Consider the following 19443-nt stretch of genomic DNA (forward strand, 5'->3'; position numbering starts at 1 on the left):
CTGCGCCTCCGGTTCTCGGGTCGATGTCAATCGACCGAGGGTACCGGAGGTCGCTGAGAGCTTCCTGGGTTGCGATCGCGTGATTGTTGCGTGTATCACATCAAGTTGATTTGTGAACTTCTGATCAATACAGGGATATTCTCCTGCCCCACTGGTTACGCTCAGCATGCTTTTTCGTATCGGTTGCAGTGCACTCTGAATGGGGTCGGCATGACGGACATCAGCACATCTCGATTTGGGTACAAACGGTTTACACGCTCGGTGGCAGTCGCAGGCATCGCCGCGCTCGCCATGGTCATGGGCAATGGCACCGCGTCGGCCGGTGTGGACAATTCCAGCTCCGTGATCGACGCACGAGGAAATCGCATCGAAGTCGTGCAGGGCGACACGCAGTATCAGACCGTACCGCCGTTGGACGGCGTACCGACCAGCGTGGAGTTCTTCCACAACGGTTACGCCGGGGTCGCCATCACCGGCCCGAACGCGGAGGAGTTCGAGGGGACTCAGCTCACCGTCGGTTATCAGATCGGTTACCCGGTCGCATTGGCCGGCGCGACGATCGTCCTGAACACGCCCGGACTCGGGTTCGCGATCGGGTCGAGCAACGGAATCGACCTGGGGCTCCTCCCGGAGCTCTCGTTGGGTCTGAACGCGGGGACGAACGTCGAACTCGCCGGTGACATCATTCCGTCGCAGGAGCTCGACATCGACCTGGAGCCCGGTGGAATCACCACCGTTCCGATCCTCGAGGGTCAGGAGTTCGACGGATCGGCAGCTGTGGTCAGGATGCAGGGAGTTCATGGCTCCATCTCCGGTGCTATCGGGCCGGTCACCATCCGTCCGTACGCCATGGCCGTGACGGAGAACGGTGACACCGTGATGACTTACGGTGTGCCGCAGAAGCTCAACTAGGCAGCCCGCCCGACAGGGTGCCTGACAGGGGTCGCCGGACTGATGTCCGGCGACCTTTGTCGACTGACATGGACGACGATGTCGCCGGTGATCCATACGGCACCGAGCAAGGCGATCACGAAAAGCACCCAGTGCCCGACGTAGACACCGACGATCGCTCCGATCGTCACGACGAGTCCGGCATGCACGACCACCTCACCGCCGGCGGTGCCGAGCAGATAGTCCTCGGCACCGCTACCGGCACGTCGCGGCTCCACTGCATCCGGCATGACCGCTCCTCGCGACGACCTGACAATTCCCCTCGGGGCGCGGAAAATACCCGCCTCCCTGATTGGCTGCGGTGTTCCCTCGGGCAGGGCGAGATAAACGTGAACAGACCGATCAGTTTCTTGTGACGACCACGAACGGTCCGGTCTCCGACACTGTGAATCGGGGGTCGTCGAACAGTTCCTTCGGGAACGTGACGGTGTAGCGGCGCACGTTGGGGTCGTTGGGATACACGTCCTCGGCGAGCCGCAGCGTGTACCCGTCGGGGCCCTGGCGGAACACGAACGCGTCGGGGGCGCGCCACGGCGCCGTGTCGAGTGCGGTCACCAGCTGGTCGGGCGTCTCGAGCTCGCTCCACTCCGAGATGGTCCGGGCGCGTCCGGCGAAGTCCGCCAGGGGATTCGAGTAGTGCGACGTCAGCGCCTGGAACCCGAGGTAGGGGTAGAAGCTGAGGAAACTGGTGTCGGCGGTGAGGACCACCGTGTCGTCGCGGTCGCGGGGGACCTGCGTCTCGATCAGCTCGTCGACTGCCGCGTAGTGGGCGGCGGCGCCGGGTGGGCGCTGGTCGGCGCGTTCACCGTTGCCGTCGGTGTCGGTGTAGGCGACAGCGATGTCGGAGTCGAGGAACTTGGGGATGTTCTGGACGAACGACAACGCGCCCAGCACCCCGATCACCAGGACCGCCCCTTTGACCCGCGGATTGTCGCTGGTCGCGAGCACGAGCCATCCTGCGAATTCGACGAATCCGAAGACACCTGCCGCGCCGAGCAGGACGATCAGCACAGGCTCGAGCCGGAACGAGAGGAGGGTGCTGCCGAGCACGGTGAACGCCATCGACAGTAGCGACCACAGGTAGATGGCCACCACTCCGACGCCGAGTGCCTGCGCGCGCCGCGACGTCGACGCGCGGGCGACGAGCCAGATGGTGCCGAGCAGGCACAGTGCCCCGGTGAGGGAGAAGTGGATCATCGGCAGCGGCAGATGCGCGCCTGCCTCGGGCAGATAGTGCAGCGCTGTTCCCGACGCCGCGGGCGAACCGCCCACGACCTTCAGAAGATACGGCAACCAGACGGTCAGCGCGAGAAGGCCGGACACGGCGGCGATCACGATCAGCCGGACCAGCGGATCGATCGCCGCCCGCCACGATTTCTGGGCGCGAATCCGCAGGGTCGCGGCCAGTAGTGCGAGCAGGGTGATCGCGAAGGCGGCGAGTCCGAGATACAGCGTGTAGAACGTGGCGGCGAGGCCGAGGAACAGTCCGGTGCCTATTACGGCGCCCCAGCCGCCGCGACCGTCGATACGGTGCAGCCCGCCCCAGGCGAGGACGAGTGCGGGACCGATCAGCAGGGTGATGACGGCGCCGTACGGTTCGGGTGACCCGTAGGCCAGGACGAGTGCCGTGGTCGCGAGGGACACCACGATGGCCAGGTCGTGGCGGATCAGGTTGCTCCACAACACCAGTGCCACGACGGCTGCGACGGCAAGCGATCCGATGGCGTACGGCTTGAAGGCGTCCCAGCCGTTCATGCCGAGGAGGTTGGCGACGCGCCCGCCCACCCAGAACCATCCGGCGGGGTAGTACGGCGGCAGGTCCGCGTACGTCATGTCGCGCAGTGCCGCCGAGTCGGTCAGCCGCGTGAGGTATTCGGTGCGGAACTCCTGGTCGACCGAGACGCCGTGGAGATAGAGCTTGGTGGCCGCGAGAGGCAGGCCGAGGGTGACGGTCACGAACCCGGACAGGCTCGCCCACGACAGCAGCCGGGCGAACCGCGGAGACCGGTGCAGTCGCACGAGCAGCACCGACACCGCAATTCCCGCGATTGCCACGACCTGGCCGACCGTGGTGACGGCCTGAGTCACGTTGGACGAGTTGAACGCCGGCCACTGCACCCGCGCGAACGCGAACAGTCCGACTGCCGCCACCACTGCGGCCACGACGGCCCCCAGCAGCATTTCGAGAGCTGTCGACAGGGACTGTCGGGCCGGTGCTACGTCTGCTTCCGTCACGAGGGCGAAGCTTAGATGGGCAGCTTCTTGAAGATCGGTCGCGGGATGTGCCGCAGGATCATCATCACGTAACGGAAGGCGCCCGGCGCCCACACGAGATCCTTGCCCTTCTCCGCCGACGTGACGGCGAGCTTGGCCACGTCTTCCTTGTTCACGGTGAGTGGGGCTTCCTTCACGTCCGCGGACATGCGGGTGCGGACCTGGCCGGGTCGGATGACGAGGACGCGCGGACCGAATTCACGCAGTGCCTCACCGAGTCCGAGGTAGAAGCCGTCGAGTCCGGCCTTGGTGGATCCGTACACGAAGTTGGAGCGGCGCACGCGCTCGCCTGCGGCGGACGACATGGCGATGATCTGGCCGAAGCCCTGTGCCTTCATCTTCTCGCCCACGAGCACGCCCACCGACACCGCGGCCGTGTAGTTGACCTCGGCGATCTGGACGGCCTTGCGCTGGTTCTGCCACAGTTCCTCGGCGTCGCCGAGGAGGCCGAACGCGACGATGGCGACGTCGACGTCGCTCTTCGCCCACGCTTCGTCGATGACCTTCGGGTGGCTCTCGGTGTCGACGGCGTCGAAGTCGATGACGTCGACGGCGTTGGCGCCGGCCGCCTTCAGCTGGGCGACGGCGGCATCGCGACCGGGATCACCCGGCAGTGCGGCGAGGATCACCCGCATCGGCGCCTTCTTCAGGTACTCCTCGCAGATCGCGAGACCGATCTCGGAGGTGCCACCGAGCAGCAGGAGAGTCTGGGGGTTCCCGACAGCGTTGATCACTAGAGTTCCAACCTTCTGGACATATCGGAGGCGAAGACATTGGTGGGGTCGTACTTGCGGCGGGTGGCGATCCACTCGTCGATCCGCGGGTACATGGCGTGGAAGGTCTCGGCGGTGGTCCGCGAGTCCTTGGCCGTGTAGAGGCGGCCGCCGAACTTCAGCACCCGCTTGTCGAGTTCGGTGACGAACTCGTTCAGGCCGGGCTTGATGCGGAAGTCGACGCAGATGTTCCAGCCCGGGATCGGGAAGCTCAGCGGGGCCTGGTTGCCCTCGCCGAACAGCTTGAACACGTTGAGGAACGAGTAGTGCCCCGACTTCTGGATGTCGCGGATGATGGCCTTGAATTCCTCGACCGCGGTGGTCGGCACCACGAACTGGTACTGCAGGAATCCGTTGGATCCGTAGGCGCGGTTCCACTCACCGAACATGTCGAGCGGGTGGTAGAACTGCGTCAAGTTCTGAACCTTGTCGCGGTACGTGCCGGACTTCCGGAACCACAGCTCGCCGATCATCGAGAAGTTGAACTTGTTGGCGAGGCCGTTCGGGAAGACGTCCGGGAACGTCAGCAGCTGCGGGGCGTCGAACGCGAGGGGGTTCTTCTGCAGCTTGGCCGGCAACTGGTCGAGCTTCGCGAGCGAACCGCGGGAGATCGCGGCGCGACCCAGCTTCGGCGGTGCCGCGATGGCGTCGAACCAGGCACTCGAGTACTCGTAGTTGGATTCGCTGCCGTCGCTGTGCAGCGCGATGGTCTCGTCGAGCGTCTGGGTGACGTCGCCGTCGGCGATGAAGTACGCCGTCTCGGTGGGCGTCATCTTGATGGTGGCCTTGAGGATGATGCCCGTCAGGCCCATGCCGCCGATCGTCGCCCAGAACAGTGCGCCCTTGGGGTCGTTGCGGCCGCCCTTCGGCGTCAGCGTGCGCACCTTGCCGTCGGCGGTGAGCAGGTCCAGCGACACCACGTGGTTGCCGAAGCTGCCGGCGCTGTGATGGTTCTTGCCGTGGATGTCGGAGCCGATGGCGCCGCCGATGGTGACCTGCCGGGTACCCGGCAGCACCGGAACCCACAGGCCGAACGGCAGGGCCGCCTTCATCAGCTGGTCCAGGTTGACGCCGGCGTCGACCTCCACCAGGTGGGTGTCGCGGTCGATGCGGTGGATCCGGTTCAGCGCATTCATGTCGATGACCAGGCCACCGGCGTTCTGCGCCGGGTCGCCGTAGGAGCGGCCGAGGCCACGGGCGATCACCCCACGCTGCAGGTGAGCGGGCTTCGACTCGTTCTGCTCCGCGACCTGGGCAACCGCTCGCGCGATCACTTCCACGTCGGGAGTGGACAGCACCTGCGCGGTGGTGGGCGCGGTGCGTCCCCAGCCGGTGAGGGTGCGGGTCTGTGTGGGGAGCGCCTGGGTGGGCGTCTCTTCTGCTGTCGTGGACATCGAGGTAGAGGGTACCCGGAGGCCGGCCCCGCGGGCCCGTGCGTGCTTATCCACCGCGGACGGTCGACGAGTACTCACGGGGCGCTAGCCTCGTCGTCGTGTCAGAAACCCAGCCGAGTCACGAGCACGAACCGCACGTTCCGCTCCCCGTCGAGATCCCCGTCACCGAGAACATCGCGGACGACGCACTGGACCTGAAGACGCAGATCATCCGTTTCGTCCTGACCGGTGGATTGTCGGCCATCGTCGACTTCGGGCTGTACGTCCTGCTGTTGGAAGTGGTCGGGCTCCCCGTGAACGCGGCGAAGTCGATCAGCTTCATCGCGGGCACCACCACCGCGTACTTGATCAACCGCCGGTGGACGTTCAAGGCCGAACCGAGCCGCGCCCGCTTCGTTGCCGTCGTCATCCTCTACGCGGTCACATTCGGCGTGCAGGTGGGCCTCAACTGGGTGATGTACCACGCATTCCCCGACGAATGGTGGCGTCTGCCGCTCGCGTTCGTCATCGCCCAGGGCACGGCGACGGTCATCAATTTCGTCGTGCAGCGCGCGGTGATCTTCAAGATCCACTAGCGCCGCTGCCGGGCAACCACGCGGCAATGCCCCGGCGGGTGCTGCGATGACCCCGATTCGGGTGTTTCGGTAACGACTCAGCAACTTCTCTGGCGTGGCAGGTGTGTTCGGTCAGAATCGATCAATGCTGATTGTTCTCGATACCTCGGCCGTCACACGAGACGTGCGCTTCGAGACGTTCGTCCGCGACGCCCTCGACCACGGGAGCCGGGTGCTCGTGCCGCGCCTCGTCCTCGTCGAGGTCGCGCACCGGTACCAGCGGGAATCGGTTGCGATGATCGACGCCCTCACCGTCCAGGCGCGGATGTACGACCGGCTCGGGCTCCGGGAGGACCTGTCGGTCTTCGTGGATGCCGCCCGGGCCAAGGCCGACGGGTACGTCGACTCGCTGGCCCGGCAGCTCGAGGCGATGGGCTGCGACGTGATCGAGCCGGCGCACGCGTCGCACCTCGAGATCGCCGGTCGCGAGTTGCAGCGTCGCCGCCCCTATGTGGACAAGAAGCGGCACGGCTACACCGCCACGGTGAACTGGCTGACGGTCCTGGACATCGCCGATCGCCGCCCGTCCGAGGACGTGGTGTGGGTCAGTGCCAACTCCCGGGCGTTCGGTAACGGCGAGCCGTCGACGTGGCACGACGAGATCTGGGCCGAGCTCCAGGAACGTGGTCTCGATCACCGGGTGCGGTGGGTGGTCGACCTGGACGACATGGACGTTCGGGAAACCGGCCAGCCCCGCCGCGAACGGGTCTTCGAGCCGGTCGTCACGTCGCCGCCCGTGGCCGCCGTCGAGGCGCGACTCCCGCCTCGGGCGCCCCTCGCAGCCCGCGACCCCGTAGAACCTCCGGCTCCGGCTCCGGCTCCGGCGGCGGCGCTGCCGCCCGTGCACGTGGCGCGACCCCGGGTGGCACCGCAGCGCATCCTGCCCTCGGGCAACGCGGACAGCGGCGGCCGCCGCGGCATCGGCAGGGTGATGGGCGGACGCAAGCGGAAGGTCACCGTCGTGGAGGAGCTCGACGACCTCGATTTCGGCTGAGCCGTCCGCCCGATGTCCCACATGGCACGCCCGCGATAACGATTCGGGCAAAGGGGATAACGACTTGGGGCCGAAGCCACCATGAGTGACACACGACCGCGACGGGTACTCCAAGGTTGAAGTTACGTATCCGTCAAAGGCGACGGGTATCGGCGACCAGGGGAGAAGGCATGAAATCTGTGCCGAACGACCGCAAGCCGTCCGCGCCGCAGCGGAACGGGACACCGATCGTCCAATACCGTTCGGGTGCGAGGCTCGCGGGGCCGAGTATCGAATCCCAGGTTCTCTACCAGGCATGCAGGTGGTTTCTCCGGCCTGTGGTGCGGATGGCCCCGATCAACGAGTCGGCGATCCGCAGGGCCGCGCTGCTGGATATGGCGGCGGGGATCCGTCCGGCTTCCGGTATCCGCCGCCAGAAGGTGCGACTGCCCGGATTCGACGCGGAGATCGTGCGCGCGCCCGGGGTGTCACCCGATCTCGGTGACGGCGTCGTCCTCTACCTGCACGGCGGCGGCTTCCTGTGCTGCGGGCTGAACACGCATCGGCCGGTGGTCGCGACGATCGCGAAGCTGACCCGGCTGCCGGTGATGCACGTCGGCTACCGGCAACTGCCCGACACGAACATCAGCGGTTCGGTCGACGACTGCCTGACGGCGTACAAGTGGTTGCTGGAGAACGGAGCCCGCGCGGGCGGGACGGTGTTCGCCGGTGACTCGGCGGGTGGGTTCCTCGTCTTCGCGACCGCGCTGAAGGCGCGCGAGGAGGGCGTCGATCTGCCCGCGGGCCTGGTCGGACTGTCGCCGCTGCTGGACCTGGATTGTGCCGACAAGCTGGTGCACGCCAATGCCGCCCGCGACGTGTTCGCGCCCGTGGAAGCGCTCGTCACCATCGGCAAGCTCGGCGGCGAGGTGGACGGCGTTCTCGACCCCGCGCTGTCGCCCGTGAACGGCGATCTCGAGGGTCTGCCGCCTGCGCTACTGGTCGCTGCGGAAGGCGAGGTGCTGCGGTCGGATTCGGAGCTGATGGCGTATCGGCTGAGCGCTGCGGGAGTTCCGACGACACTGCAGATCTGGGACGGCCAGGTGCACGCGTTCCCGGCGTTGTGGCCCGGTCTGCCGGAAAGCCGTGCGGTGCTTCGGCGTATCGCGCGTTTCGTCGCGACGCGTGTGCGGCCGGAGGACGGTGTCGCCCGGGACAAGACCGCCTGACTACCGCGGCGGGCCTTCCTCGAGCACGATCGTTGTCGATCGCTGTCGGCCGGTCTCGTCGAACCAGCGCACCGCGATCTCGTCGCCGGGGTGCCGCGCGATCATGCGTTCGCTGAGATCGTCCGAGGATCGGACGGGTGTTCCGTCGAATTCGGTGATGACGTCCCCGATCTCGATGCCCGCGTCGTCGGCGGGAGTGCCGATGCTGACCCAGAGCACTTCGGCGCCCCGAGCGTCGTCCGTGACGCTGATCCCGAGGAGAGGGGTGTCGCCGATGTGCACGGTGGCGGACGTGGTTCCGGCGCGGACCTGATCGACGATCGTCATCGCGGTGTCGATGGGCACCGCGTACGATTTCGGCTGGGTGGGAGCGGGTTTCGCGGGGTCGGAGTCGGCGTTTCCCGCGGTGTTGACACCGATGACGGCGGCGGTGGCGTCGACGAGGGGTCCGCCGGAGTCGCCGGGACGTACGGCCGCATCGATCTGGATCAGCCCGTTCAGCCGGTTCCGGGAACCGTCGGTGGAACTGCGGGCGGTGATCGTCTGCCCGACGTCGGTCACGAACCCGCGGGCCGCCACCGGAACTCCGCCTCCCTCCGCGTTACCCACCGCCGTCACCGGGTCACCGATGCCGACGGCGGTGTCCTTCGCGAGGGTCGCCACCGGGAGGTCGCCCGCGCCCTGGAGCCGGAGTACCGCGACGTCGCGCGAACTGTCGTACCCGAGGACGTCCGCGGCGTACTCCGCACCGTTGCCCAGGCTCACCGCGCTGATGTCGAGGGCACCGTCGATCACGTGATGGTTGGTGAGGACGACACCGTCGGGGGTGAGCACGATCCCCGTTCCCGCGGTTTCGACGAGACCCGAATCCGCGACGAGCGTGACGATCGCCGGGATCACCGTGGCCTCGACCTCCGCCGGGGTCAGGACCACGGGCGGCGGCGGAGGAGGCGCGGCGGGCTGGGCGACCGTCGCCGCCGGCGGTCCCGGTTCGCGGACCGGTGGTGCGCTCAGCAGCAGGCTGCCGATCACCGCCGTGGCCACGGCGAGGACCGTTGCGGCGCGGGGCGTCGTCATGCCGGTTGTCGTCGTTGCGGAGTCGGTTCAGGACTGTTTCAGCGACCCCCAGCCGTGCCAGGTGTCGATCTCGATCCAGGCGCTGACCCGTTTCCGGTCGCGGACGGGGTACGGCTTGCCGGTGTAATGCGTGGCGAGGCGGTCGATGTCGGCCAGGTCGCCGTCGTCGACGAATTCGGTCACCCGGCCCTGGACGCTGACGTGCGTGATCCAGTCGTCGGGGTCCATTGCGGTGAGGCTGACGCGGGGGTCGCCGCGCAGGTAGTCCAGGCGTCGGCGCTCGGCATCCATGTTGACCAGCACCTTGCCGTCCTCGAACAGGTACCAGGTGGCCACGGACACGGGCTGGCCGTCGGGTCGGACGCAGGCGATGGTGGCGTAATTGGGCCGAGCGAACATCTCGGCGGCTTTCGGTGTCAGAGGTGGCTTCGACATGTCCGAAAGATACTCCTGAGGCCTTCGGCCCTGTGCGTGGTTGGCTGAGTCCAGGCCCTCGTCAACCCCGCACGGGGCAGGCGGTCTAACGTTGGTCCCGGAACCGGGGTTCGCGCTTGTCCTTGCGTGCGGCGGTGGCCTCCTCGAAGTTGTCGGTCAGCAGCCGCACGAGCAGCTGCCCGAGACCCTCCTGGTGGATGTGGGCTTCGAGTGAGGCGGCGTCGAGCCCGGACCACAGCGTGCGCTTCGTCAGTTCCAGGCCGGGCCGGGAGAACCGCGACATGCGCTCGGCGAGGTCGAAGCATTCGTCCAGCAGGTCCTCGCCGGGCACGCACCGCGACACGAGTCCGATCCGCTCGGCCTCGTCGGCGTGCACGTCCCGCCCGGACAGCATGATCTCGAACGCCCGGGACGAACCGATCGCCCGGGGCAGCAGGTAGCTCAGGCCCAGCTCGCTCGCGGTCAGGCCGTTGTTGATGCCCGCCGCCCGGAAGTAGGCGTCGTCCGCCGCGATCCGGATGTCGGAGGCGAGCGCCAGGCACAGGCCGCCGCCGATGGCCGCGCCGTTGACGGCGCTGATCACCGGCTGGTGCATCCGGCGCAGCGAAAGCACCACGTTGTCGAGCATCTCCATGGCCCGCAGGGCGACGGTCGGCGGGGTGAGGCCGTCGACGTGGGGGAGCGTGCCCGCGGATCTCTGGTCGGCGCCGGAGCAGAAGCCGCGGCCCGCACCGGTGATCACCACCGCGCGCACCGCGTTGTCGTTGCTGATCTCCTCCAGTGCGTCGCGGAACGGGATCATCACGTCGAACGCCATCGCATTCATGCGTTCCGGGCGGTTGAGCGTCACCAGGGCGATGCCCGGCCGGGGATGGTCGACGACGACGAAGTTCACGCCCTCGATACTAGAACACGTTTCAATTCTCGGGATCGATTTGCGGTCGCGGACGCCCGGGGGCGACCGTGCGCGCGAGGATGCCCAGCGTCGCGCGCAGAGCGGTCTCGGAAATCACCGGGAAGATCCCGGACTCGCGCCACACCGGGTCGATGGACGACCAGTCGTAGAACGACGTCACCATCGTTCCCTCGTCGATCGGCTCGAGCCGGTAGCCGTACACGTGCCCGATCTGCGGCCGGATCTGCCCGAGGACCTTCCAGGAGATCTCCCGGTCGGGCACGAACGTCTCGATCGTCACCGTCACGTCGTAGAGACCGAGGTCGAAGTCGTTCAACGCGTCGCGGTCCATGTGCACGACGAACGTGTCGCCCGCCGCCGTGACCCGGTCCCCTTCCGCGGACATCAGCATCCCGGAACTGTCGATAGCCACATGTCCCTCGGGATCGCAGAGCAGGCCGAAGATCGTCGCCGGGTCCGCGGCGACAGCCCGCCGGACCTCCAGCCGCTCGCCGGTGTCAGTTGTCATGTCCGCATCCTGCCACCCCATGTGAGTGCCATCGAGTGCTCGGGCACGCAAAAACACTCACATGGGGAAGGTGGGCAGCACTCCGGCGTCCATGGCCTGCTTCAGCGACGGTGCGGCCGAATCCTTCTCGGACAGCTGGAACGTCAGCGGGCTGCCGTCCCTGCCCACCGTGGGCCAGTCGATTCCCAGTTCGGGATCGAGTGGATGGAGGTCGTGATCGAGGGCCGGGGTGTACTCGATCGAGCACAGGTACATCACGGTCGACGCGTCCTCGAGGGACAGGATCGCGTGGCCGACACCGGCCGGAAGGTAGACGGCACGGCGGTCGACGTCGTCGATGAGCACCGAATCCCACTGCCCGAACATCGGCGACCCGACGCGCACGTCGACGATCACGTCGAGGAACGCACCCTTGACGCACGTCACGTATTTCGCCTGCCCGGGCGGGTTGTCGGTGAAGTGGATGCCGCGCAGGACACCGGCGGCGGACACCGAGCAGTTGGCCTGCGCGAGTTCGAGGCTGTGCCCGACGGCGGCCTCGAACTCCGAGCCCTTGAACCATTCGAGGAACACGCCGCGGTCGTCGCCGAACTGCCTCGGGGTGATCTCCCATGCGCCCGGAACCTTCAGTTCCCGATACTCCACGTCACCAGTCCTTGCCGCGTTCGAGAAGTTCGAGGAGATAGTCGCCGTATCCCGACTTGCCGAGAGTCTCGGCGCGGGCACACAATTCGGCGTCGGTGATGAACCCGCGGCGCCACGCGACCTCTTCCGGGACGCCGATCTTCAGCCCCTGCCGGTGTTCGAGCGTGCGCACGAAGTTCGACGCCTCGAGCAGCGAATCGACGGTGCCGGTGTCGAGCCACGCGGTTCCGCGGGGAAGCACCTCGACCTGCAGCCGTCCGGCCTGCAGGTATGCCTGGTTGACGTCGGTGATCTCGTACTCGCCGCGGTCCGACGGCTTCAGATCGCGCGCGATCGAGACGACGTCGTTGTCGTAGAAGTACAGGCCGGGGATCGAGAAGTTCGACTTCGGGGTGGCGGGCTTCTCCTCGATGGACATTGCCCGGCCCGTGTCGTCGAATTCGACCACACCGTACGAACTGGGATCGGACACCCAGTAGGCGAAGACGGCGCCGCCGTCGATGTTCTCGAAGCGGTTCAGCCGGGAACCGAGACCGGGGCCGTAGAAGATGTTGTCGCCGAGCACGAGGGACACGGACTCGTCGCCGATGTGGTCGGCACCGAGCACGAACGCCTGCGCCAGGCCGTTCGGTTCCTCCTGCACCTTGTACGTGAGGTTCACCCCGAACTGGGAGCCGTCGCCGAGGAGCCGGCGGAACTGCTCGGCGTCGTGCGGGGTGGTGATGACGAGGATGTCCCGGATGTTGGCCAGCATCAGGGTGGAGAGCGGGTAGTAGATCATCGGCTTGTCGTAGACCGGGACCAGTTGCTTGCTCACTCCGAGAGTGATCGGGTGCAATCGGGACCCGGTGCCCCCTGCCAGGATGATTCCACGCATGTGCGCAGTGTTCCAGTGTTCGCGTCGGATAGAAACTCGGGCGCGCCACTAGGGTGGGTGCACATGAGGCTTCTCGTGACAGGCGGCGCCGGGTTCATCGGTGCGAACTTCGTGCACCAGACGGTCGCCGAGCGCCCGGACGTGCAGGTGACGGTGCTCGACGCGCTGACGTACGCCGGCAACCGGCAGTCGCTCGACCCGGTGGCCGACCGCATCGAGTTCGTGCACGGCGATGTGGCGGATTTCGCGCTGGTGGACCGTCTGGTCGCGGGCTCGGACGCGGTGGTCCACTTTGCTGCGGAATCGCACAACGACAATTCGCTGGCCGATCCGACGCCGTTCGTGCAGACGAACGTGATGGGCACGTTCTCGCTGTTGCAGGCCGTCCGCGCCCACGACGTCCGGTATCACCACATCTCCACCGACGAGGTGTACGGCGACCTCGAACTGGACGACCCCGAGCGCTTCACCGAGTCGACCCCGTACAACCCGTCGAGCCCGTACTCGGCCACCAAGGCGTCCAGCGACCTGCTGGTGCGGGCCTGGGCGCGGTCGTTCGGGGTGCGGGCCACCCTGTCGAATTGTTCCAACAACTACGGCCCGTACCAGCACGTCGAGAAGTTCATTCCGCGTCAGATCACCAACCTCATCGACGGGGTGCGCCCCCGTCTGTACGGCAGCGGGAAGAACGTGCGCGACTGGATCCACGTCGACGACCACAACGCGGCCGTCTGGACGATCCTGGAGAAGGGGAGTCTCGGTCAGACGTATCTGATCGGCGCGGACGGCGAGGTCGACAACCGGACCGTCGTCGGAACGCTGCTCGAACTGTTCGGCCGCGACGCCGACGACCTCGACTTCGTCACCGACCGCCCGGGCCACGACCTGCGCTACGCGATCGATTCGACGCGGCTGCGCACCGAACTGGGCTGGACGCCGCAGTACAAGGATTTCCGCAGCGGACTCGAGGCCACCGTGCGCTGGTACCGCGACAACGAGTCGTGGTGGCGGGCGCAGAAGGAATCCGCGGAGAAGGCGTACGCGGCCACGGAATCCGTCATCGGCTGACGGTTCCGCGGAACGCCCACGCTCTCGCCGTCAGTGCGATGCGGCCTGCGTCGTCGCGCCGCGAGCGGGCATCGAGCAGGTCGCGAAGCTCGTCTCGGCGCACTGCGGGCAGGGACGCGCAGTATCCGGGTGCCGGTCCCTGCCCGCCCAGAAAGGGCCGCCAGAAATCGTCGAAGTCGGCGAACACAGTGGGCACGTCGAGCGGGTGCACCTCCGCCCCGGCCAGCCCCGCGGTGGACAGTGCGTCGCGGAGCGGCTGCGGCCGGCAGAGCGGGAAGCGGACGCCCTCGTCGAGGTTCGCGGCCTTCTCGTCGAGTGCGCGGGCGGCGTCCCAGAACGCGCGAATCATCTGCATTCCCTCGGCGTAGTCCCACACGTACCCGGCGACCGTCCCGCCGGTTCGCGTGACTCGGCGCATCTCGGCGAGCCCGTCGATCGGATGGGGAACGAAATTGAGGACGAGCCCGGACACCACGCGGTCGAACTCGCCGTCCTCGGCGGGGATGGATTCGGCGGTGCCCGACCGGACGTCGAAGCGGGGATCGTCCGTGCCGGCCCGAGCCGCCGCCGCGAAGGGCTGCGACGGTTCGACGCCGACCACCCGGGCCGGATCCGCCGTGCGGAGAACGGTGTGGGCGAGGGCGCCCGTCCCGCAACCCACGTCGCACCATGCGCCGCCCGGGCCGGCGGCCAGCCACCGCAGGAACTGCGTCGCGACCGGCCGGCTCCAGCGGCCGATGTAGCGCTCGTACGCGGGATCGATCTCCCAGGCGTCCGTCATCGCGTTCTCCTCAGGACGGCTGCGGTACCCGGGAATCCTCGTGGACGAGGGCGTTGCGCAGCGAACGCGAACCGGCGATCGCGGCGACGAAGCCGGCGAGCACCTCGCACAGTGTGAACACCAGGCGTGACGCGAGGGCCAGCCCGAGCGCGACCCCGCTGTCCATGAACGGGGACAGAGCCGCGACGACGACGGCTTCGCGGACCCCGATGCCGGACGGCGCGACGACCACCAGCACGCCCGCGCACATGCCGAGGGCGATCGCGCCGATGCACTGCACCAGGGTGCCCGCCTCGAATCCCGCCGAGCTCGACGCGAGGAACCAGAGGTGCACGCCGTAGAGGACCCAGCTGACGGCGCACCAGCCGAGGGCCAGCCCGATCTTGTGCATGGTCAGCTGCCGCTGCAGCGGGGCACGCCGCAGGATCCGCAGGGCCAGGTTCACCAGCCGGGTGAGGACCGGTGGGTAGCAGCAGACGAGCGCGATCGGGACGAGAACGATCACCGCGACCGCCGCGACGGTGCTGATGTGGAACAGGGCGGGCAGCGCCAGCAGCCCGACGACCAGCGCCGACGTGATGCTCAGCCCGACGGTGACGAGGACGGCGACGAATCCGTTGGCCCGCGACACCCCGGCCCGGCGCACGAGCTCGGTCTGGAGGACGAACGCCCACACGCTGCCCGGCAGATACTTGCCGAGCTGACCGACCAGGTAGCAGCGGGCGGCGTCGAAGGCGGGGATCGGATGTTCGAGGGCGCCGAGCGCGTGCTGCCATGCGCGCACCGCCGCGCCCATGCCGAGGAAGACGAACACCGCGGAGACGGCGAGCGCCCACCAGTCCAGCTGGGTGATCGTGTCCCTGACCTCGGCCCACTGCGATTTCACGGCGAACACGACGGCGACGACGATCGCGAGGGTGACGAGGATCCGCAGCGCGTTCATCAGGACGGCGCGACCGCCGCGGTCCGGGACGATCTCGGGATCGGCGTCCACGAGGACCACCCCCTCACCGGCAGTGTGCTGCGGCAGTGCAGCGTTCGTTTCCGACGATAGCAATCGGAGGGCGCCGGATCAGGAAACGAGCGGTTTCACCGCCAGCTCCCGCCACCAGGCGAACACGTCGGCGAGCGAGTTCGGGAGTTCCGCGTCGGTGTCGAGCCGCCCCGAGGCATACGCCTTCGCCACCGCCGCGATGTCCCGGTCCGCGATCCCGGCGCGGCTCATGCCCACCCGGTTGGTGCCGCGCAGGGTGGCGGGGTTGCCGAACACCGTGGCGAACGGCGGAATGTCCTTGGCGACGACCGATCCCATTCCGACCATCGCCCGCGCACCGATCACCCGCCGCTGATGCACCACCGCGCTCATACCGAGGTTGACGCCGTCGCCGAGAGTCACGTGACCGCCGAGGGTGCTGGACGGCGAGAGGACACAGTCGTCGCCGATCCGGACGTCGTGCTCGACGGACGTGTGGTTCATGACGAATCCGCCGCGCCCGATGGTCGTCGGCCGCTCGGCCCCCTGCTGGACGGCGCTCATCTCCCGGATCACGGTGCCCGCGCCGATCACGACCCCTTGATGCGGACTGATCTCCGTCCACGTGCGGGGATGCGTCTTTCCTATCCACTCCGGCGGCGCCCCGAGCGTCGCGTGGGCGCCGATCCAGCAGTCGTCGCCGATGTCGAGCGGGCCGGTGAGGACGGCATACGGTCCGATGCTCACCCGGTCCCCGATCGTGACGCCGTCGCCTATCACGACGGTCGGGTGGATCTCGCAGTTTTCACCGATGGTCATGAAAGTTGGCGATTCCTTCCAGGAGCCGTGCAGACCGTGGGAACCTTCAAGAGGGTGCAATCTGTGAAGACGGTGTGAACGCACGTCAATCTATCGGAGGAACCGTGATCGCGATCTCGAGTATCTCTTTCGGAGAGGACGTCGAACGCGAGGTTCTCGACACCCTGCGATCAGGGATGGTCGCGCAGGGACCGAAGGTCGCGAGGTTCGAGGAGGGGTTCGCCGAACTCGTCGGCACCCGGCACGCCGTGGCCGTCAACAGCGGCACCACCGCGCTGATCGCGGCGCTGCGGGTGCTGGATCTCCAACCGGGCGACGAGGTGCTCACCACCCCGTTCACGTTCGTGGCCACGCTCAACGCGATTCTCGACTCCGGCGCGACGGCCCGGTTCGCGGACATCGGGGAGACCGATTTCGCACTCGACGCCGACATCGTGTCGCAGTGCGTGAACGAGCGCACCCGGGTGCTGATGCCGGTGCATCTGTACGGGCAGACCGCGGACATGGGTGCGCTGATGCCGCTGGCCGAGACCCGGGGACTCGTCGTCGTCGAGGACGCCGCGCAGGCGCACGGCGCCACGTTCGACGGCAAGGGTGCGGGCAGTTTCGGGCTCGGCTGCTTCTCGTTCTACGCCACCAAGAATCTCACCACCGCCGAGGGCGGCATGGTCACGACGGACGACGACGCGGTGGCGGACCGGTTGCGGGTGCTGCGGAATCAGGGCATGCGTCGCCGCTACGAGTACGAGATGGCGGGCCAGAACTTCCGGATGACGGATCTGCAGGCCAGTCTCGGGTTGCCGCAGCTGGGTTCCTATCTGCAGCAGGTGGAGTCGCGCCGGCGCAACGCCGAGGCGCTGCGGACCGGTCTGAAGGACGTCGAAGGTCTCGTTCTGCCTTCGGAACTCGCGGGCCGCGGACACGTGTGGCACCAGTTCACCGTGATCCTCGCACCCGATGCGCCGATCGACCGCGACACCCTCGCGCAGCGTCTGGGAGATCGGGGAGTCGGCAGCGGTGTCTACTACCCGAGAACCGTCTACGACTACGACTGCTACCGCGAGCATCCCCGGGTGATCATCTCGCCCACGCCGGTCGCGACGTCCGTGGCTCGCCGGTGCCTGAGCATCCCCGTCCACGCCGCGCTCTCCACCGACGACGTCGACCGGATCGTCGCCGCGGTGCGCGAGGCGATGGAGGCGTGATGACGTCCACGCGACCGCGGATCGCGCTCATCGGATCCGGCAGGATGGGTTCGCTGCACGCCCGCGTGCTCGCGCAGTCCTCGCTGTGTGACCTCGCCCTGCTCGTGGAACCGCGGGGGGAACACGGGCGGGAGGTCGCCGCGCGGTTCGACACCGCATGGGCTGCGGATTTCGACGAACTGGACGGCATCGACGCCGCCGTCGTCGCGGCGGCGACACCCGCCCACTACGAGTTGGCGGGCCGCGTCCTCGACCTCGGCAAGCCGGTGCTCGTCGAAAAGCCGCTCGCCGCAACGTACGAGGAGAGCACGGATCTGGTGAAACGTGCCGCCGCGACGGGTGTCCCGCTGATGTGCGGCCTGCTCGAGCGATTCAACCCGGCGGTCCGGACGGCCCGCGAATTCGCCGGTGACGTGTGGCAGGTCAACGGAATCCGGCACTCGCCGTTCGTCTCCCGAATCCCCACCGGCGTCGCGACCGACCTGCTGATCCACGACGTCGACCTCGCGATCGATTTCGTCGGATCACCGCCCGTCGGTGTGAAGGCCGAGTTCGGGTACTTCCACGACAGTTCGCGGCGCAACGAGGCCGAGGACTGTGCGGAGGCGGTGCTGCGTTTCGAATCCGGTGCGGTGGCCACCATCTCGGCCAGCCGGGTGAGTCAGCGGAAGGTCCGGCAGCTGTCGCTGCTGGAGCCGGACCGCCTGATCGAGATCGACCTCCTGCGCCGCGACATCACCATCTACCGGCACATCGACGACGACCTGCCCGCCGACCGCGACGGTTACAAGCAGCAGACGGTGATCGAGATCCCCACCCTCCGCTACAGCGACGAACCCCTCGCCGCCCAGCTCGCGCATTACGTCGGGCTGATCGGCGGCGAGGGGGATGCCGATGCGGAGCGCGACTCGATCCTGCCCGCGCATCGCGTGGTCCACGAGGCGACGGTGTCGGCTACCGGCTGAGCGCTCCGGCGACCGCGAGGCGGGTGTCTTCCGCGATGAGATCGGCGTTGATCGCTGCCGCGGCACTCGAGCCGGCTCCGGCGGCGACGATCACCTGCGCCTTCGGGTCTGCGACGTTGCCTGCCACCCACACCCCCGGAACCGCGGTGGCGCCGGTCGCGTCGGAGGCGACGGCGGTGCCGATCACGTGGCCGGCCATCTCCATCTCGGTGGTGTCCAAGCCGAGGCTCGTGAGGAACTCGGCGCGGGCCCTGAACAGGGGCGGGGCCACCACGGCGGTGAGGGGGAAGACCTGACCCGCGCGCAGCCGGACACCGGTCAGCCGGTCGCCTTGCACCTCGAGCCCGGCCACCCCGCCGTCGATCACGGCGATGCCGCGTGCGGCGAGCTGCTCGTACTCCTCGCCGGTGGGTTCGTCCGCGTCGTTCAGGAACAGCGTCACGTTCTCGGTCCACTGCCGCCACATCAGCGCTTGGTGCACCGCCAGCGGACCGCCGGCGAGGACGCCGATCGGCTGGTCTCGGACCTCCCAGCCGTGGCAGTACGGGCAGTGCAGGACGTCGCGTCCCCATCGCTCGGCCACCCCGGGGATGTCGGGGAGCACGTCCACGAGGCCGGTGGTCACGAGCAGTCTCCGCGCCCACACGGTCGCGCCGTCGGCGAGCGTCACCCGGAACTGTCCGTCATCGACCTTGTCGGCGGACGTGACGGTGCCGGTGACGATCTCGCCGCCGTACCCGGCGACCTCCTCGCGTCCGATGGCCAGTAGTTCGCCGGGAGGGGTGCCCTCTCGGCCGAGATAGTTGTGAATGTGCCCGGCCGGTGCGTTGCGCGGGGCGCCCGCGTCGATCACGAGCACCGAGCGGCGTGCCCGCGACAGGGCCAGTGCCCCGCCGAGTCCGGCCGCGCCGCCACCGACCACCACTACGTCGTAACTGTCTTCCATCGCGTTCTCCTTCGTTCGTC

Annotated in this window: 21 protein-coding genes; 7 read left to right on the plus strand and 14 right to left on the minus strand. The window is 67.9% G+C overall.

Annotated features, from left to right (window positions below):
• The first annotated feature begins 210 nt into the window (after positions 1-210).
• A complete protein-coding gene (locus FND50_RS02655) occupies positions 211-912 on the plus strand; it encodes an MspA family porin (RefSeq protein WP_144288955.1) in 702 nt (233 codons plus the stop codon).
• Here the strand turns inward: FND50_RS02655 and FND50_RS02660 are convergent.
• The 4 genes from FND50_RS02660 to FND50_RS02675 all read right to left on the minus strand — a co-directional run bounded on the left by FND50_RS02660 (position 909) and on the right by FND50_RS02675 (position 5392).
• The gene (locus FND50_RS02660; protein WP_144284671.1) at positions 909-1181 is read right to left on the minus strand and encodes a hypothetical protein; all 273 of its coding nucleotides are present in this window, start codon (positions 1179-1181) and stop codon (positions 909-911) included. The two genes, FND50_RS02655 and FND50_RS02660, sit on opposite strands and share 4 nt — an antisense overlap.
• 112 nt (positions 1182-1293) lie before the next feature.
• Positions 1294-3186, minus strand: coding sequence for a galactan 5-O-arabinofuranosyltransferase (locus FND50_RS02665; RefSeq protein WP_186301223.1), 1893 nt, complete (start codon positions 3184-3186; stop codon positions 1294-1296).
• A gap of 11 nt (positions 3187-3197) precedes the next feature.
• Positions 3198-3959, minus strand: a complete 762-nt coding sequence (locus tag FND50_RS02670) for a decaprenylphospho-beta-D-erythro-pentofuranosid-2-ulose 2-reductase (RefSeq protein ID WP_005248822.1) — start codon at positions 3957-3959, stop codon at positions 3198-3200.
• Positions 3959-5392, minus strand: a complete 1434-nt coding sequence (locus tag FND50_RS02675) for an FAD-binding oxidoreductase (RefSeq protein WP_005253221.1) — start codon at positions 5390-5392, stop codon at positions 3959-3961. The genes FND50_RS02670 and FND50_RS02675 overlap by 1 nt, the downstream gene beginning before the upstream one ends.
• A 98-nt stretch (positions 5393-5490) precedes the next feature.
• Here FND50_RS02675 and FND50_RS02680 point away from each other — a divergent pair, with 98 nt between their 5' ends.
• The 3 genes from FND50_RS02680 (at position 5491) to FND50_RS02690 (ending at position 8208) form a co-directional block, all read left to right on the plus strand.
• Positions 5491-5967, plus strand: coding sequence for a GtrA family protein (locus FND50_RS02680; protein ID WP_144284672.1), 477 nt, complete (start codon positions 5491-5493; stop codon positions 5965-5967).
• 124 nt (positions 5968-6091) lie between these two features.
• Positions 6092-7000 (plus strand): PIN domain-containing protein, encoded by a 909-nt coding sequence (locus tag FND50_RS02685; RefSeq protein WP_144284673.1) that lies wholly within the window; start codon positions 6092-6094, stop codon positions 6998-7000.
• A gap of 170 nt (positions 7001-7170) precedes the next feature.
• Positions 7171-8208 (plus strand): alpha/beta hydrolase, encoded by a 1038-nt coding sequence (locus tag FND50_RS02690; protein WP_039951738.1) that lies wholly within the window; start codon positions 7171-7173, stop codon positions 8206-8208.
• Here FND50_RS02690 and FND50_RS02695 read toward each other — a convergent pair whose 3' ends face one another.
• The 6 genes from FND50_RS02695 to rfbA all read right to left on the minus strand — a co-directional run bounded on the left by FND50_RS02695 (position 8209) and on the right by rfbA (position 12666).
• Positions 8209-9285 carry a S1C family serine protease gene (locus FND50_RS02695; protein WP_144284674.1) on the minus strand — a complete coding sequence of 359 codons (1077 nt, stop codon included), beginning with the start codon at positions 9283-9285 and terminating at the stop codon, positions 8209-8211. It lies immediately after the preceding gene.
• Positions 9286-9312: 27 nt separating this feature from the next.
• Entirely contained in the window at positions 9313-9720 is a 408-nt protein-coding gene (locus FND50_RS02700) for a PPOX class F420-dependent oxidoreductase (protein ID WP_144284675.1), read from the minus strand.
• 85 nt (positions 9721-9805) lie between these two features.
• Positions 9806-10615, minus strand: a complete 810-nt coding sequence (locus FND50_RS02705; RefSeq protein ID WP_144284676.1) for an enoyl-CoA hydratase — start codon at positions 10613-10615, stop codon at positions 9806-9808.
• A 22-nt stretch (positions 10616-10637) separates the two neighbouring features.
• A complete protein-coding gene (locus tag FND50_RS02710; protein WP_005248804.1) occupies positions 10638-11144 on the minus strand; it encodes a polyketide cyclase in 507 nt (168 codons plus the stop codon).
• A gap of 57 nt (positions 11145-11201) precedes the next feature.
• A complete protein-coding gene (locus FND50_RS02715; protein ID WP_144284677.1) occupies positions 11202-11789 on the minus strand; it encodes a dTDP-4-dehydrorhamnose 3,5-epimerase family protein in 588 nt (195 codons plus the stop codon).
• A gap of 1 nt (position 11790) precedes the next feature.
• Positions 11791-12666 carry a glucose-1-phosphate thymidylyltransferase RfbA gene (gene rfbA / locus FND50_RS02720; RefSeq protein ID WP_007298346.1) on the minus strand — a complete coding sequence of 292 codons (876 nt, stop codon included), beginning with the start codon at positions 12664-12666 and terminating at the stop codon, positions 11791-11793.
• A gap of 63 nt (positions 12667-12729) precedes the next feature.
• Between rfbA and rfbB the strand changes: the two genes are divergently transcribed.
• Positions 12730-13734, plus strand: a complete 1005-nt coding sequence (gene rfbB, locus FND50_RS02725) for a dTDP-glucose 4,6-dehydratase (RefSeq protein WP_133985918.1) — start codon at positions 12730-12732, stop codon at positions 13732-13734.
• Here rfbB and FND50_RS02730 read toward each other — a convergent pair.
• The 3 genes from FND50_RS02730 to FND50_RS02740 all read right to left on the minus strand — a co-directional run bounded on the left by FND50_RS02730 (position 13724) and on the right by FND50_RS02740 (position 16307).
• The gene (locus tag FND50_RS02730; protein ID WP_144284678.1) at positions 13724-14515 is read right to left on the minus strand and encodes a class I SAM-dependent methyltransferase; all 792 of its coding nucleotides are present in this window, start codon (positions 14513-14515) and stop codon (positions 13724-13726) included. The genes rfbB and FND50_RS02730 overlap by 11 nt on opposite strands.
• A 10-nt stretch (positions 14516-14525) precedes the next feature.
• A complete protein-coding gene (locus tag FND50_RS02735; protein ID WP_005253238.1) occupies positions 14526-15518 on the minus strand; it encodes a lysylphosphatidylglycerol synthase transmembrane domain-containing protein in 993 nt (330 codons plus the stop codon).
• 69 nt (positions 15519-15587) lie between these two features.
• Complete coding sequence (locus tag FND50_RS02740; protein ID WP_144284679.1) at positions 15588-16307, minus strand: DapH/DapD/GlmU-related protein; 720 nt, start codon at positions 16305-16307, stop codon at positions 15588-15590.
• 104 nt (positions 16308-16411) lie between these two features.
• Between FND50_RS02740 and FND50_RS02745 the strand changes: the two genes are divergently transcribed.
• A complete protein-coding gene (locus FND50_RS02745) occupies positions 16412-17512 on the plus strand; it encodes a DegT/DnrJ/EryC1/StrS aminotransferase family protein (protein WP_144284680.1) in 1101 nt (366 codons plus the stop codon).
• Positions 17512-18477 (plus strand): Gfo/Idh/MocA family protein, encoded by a 966-nt coding sequence (locus tag FND50_RS02750; RefSeq protein ID WP_144284681.1) that lies wholly within the window; start codon positions 17512-17514, stop codon positions 18475-18477. Before FND50_RS02745 ends, FND50_RS02750 begins: the two co-directional genes overlap by 1 nt.
• On the opposite strand, the gene FND50_RS02755 is transcribed toward FND50_RS02750, so the two are convergent.
• Complete coding sequence (locus FND50_RS02755; RefSeq protein WP_144284682.1) at positions 18467-19423, minus strand: NAD(P)/FAD-dependent oxidoreductase; 957 nt, start codon at positions 19421-19423, stop codon at positions 18467-18469. The genes FND50_RS02750 and FND50_RS02755 overlap by 11 nt on opposite strands.
• Between the last annotated feature and the right edge of the window lie 20 nt (positions 19424-19443).

This window comes from Rhodococcus sp. WB9, from assembly GCF_007558985.1.
Taxonomy (GTDB): domain Bacteria; phylum Actinomycetota; class Actinomycetes; order Mycobacteriales; family Mycobacteriaceae; genus Rhodococcus_F; species Rhodococcus_F opacus.

What these genes read in the sequence shown, in the direction of transcription:
- FND50_RS02700 (WP_144284675.1), bottom strand. Translation starts at nt 9,720, where the DNA reads ATGTCGAAGCCACCTCTGACACCGAAAGCCGCCGAGATGTTCGCTCGG.
- FND50_RS02710 (WP_005248804.1), bottom strand. Translation starts at nt 11,144, where the DNA reads ATGACAACTGACACCGGCGAGCGGCTGGAGGTCCGGCGGGCTGTCGCC.
- FND50_RS02755 (WP_144284682.1), bottom strand. Translation starts at nt 19,423, where the DNA reads ATGGAAGACAGTTACGACGTAGTGGTGGTCGGTGGCGGCGCGGCCGGA.
- FND50_RS02730 (WP_144284678.1), bottom strand. Translation starts at nt 14,515, where the DNA reads ATGACGGACGCCTGGGAGATCGATCCCGCGTACGAGCGCTACATCGGC.
- rfbB (WP_133985918.1), top strand. Translation starts at nt 12,730, where the DNA reads ATGAGGCTTCTCGTGACAGGCGGCGCCGGGTTCATCGGTGCGAACTTC.
- FND50_RS02660 (WP_144284671.1), bottom strand. Translation starts at nt 1,181, where the DNA reads ATGCCGGATGCAGTGGAGCCGCGACGTGCCGGTAGCGGTGCCGAGGAC.
- FND50_RS02740 (WP_144284679.1), bottom strand. Translation starts at nt 16,307, where the DNA reads ATGACCATCGGTGAAAACTGCGAGATCCACCCGACCGTCGTGATAGGC.
- FND50_RS02685 (WP_144284673.1), top strand. Translation starts at nt 6,092, where the DNA reads ATGCTGATTGTTCTCGATACCTCGGCCGTCACACGAGACGTGCGCTTC.
- rfbA (WP_007298346.1), bottom strand. Translation starts at nt 12,666, where the DNA reads ATGCGTGGAATCATCCTGGCAGGGGGCACCGGGTCCCGATTGCACCCG.
- FND50_RS02750 (WP_144284681.1), top strand. Translation starts at nt 17,512, where the DNA reads ATGACGTCCACGCGACCGCGGATCGCGCTCATCGGATCCGGCAGGATG.
- FND50_RS02695 (WP_144284674.1), bottom strand. Translation starts at nt 9,285, where the DNA reads ATGACGACGCCCCGCGCCGCAACGGTCCTCGCCGTGGCCACGGCGGTG.
- FND50_RS02655 (WP_144288955.1), top strand. Translation starts at nt 211, where the DNA reads ATGACGGACATCAGCACATCTCGATTTGGGTACAAACGGTTTACACGC.
- FND50_RS02675 (WP_005253221.1), bottom strand. Translation starts at nt 5,392, where the DNA reads ATGTCCACGACAGCAGAAGAGACGCCCACCCAGGCGCTCCCCACACAG.
- FND50_RS02690 (WP_039951738.1), top strand. Translation starts at nt 7,171, where the DNA reads ATGAAATCTGTGCCGAACGACCGCAAGCCGTCCGCGCCGCAGCGGAAC.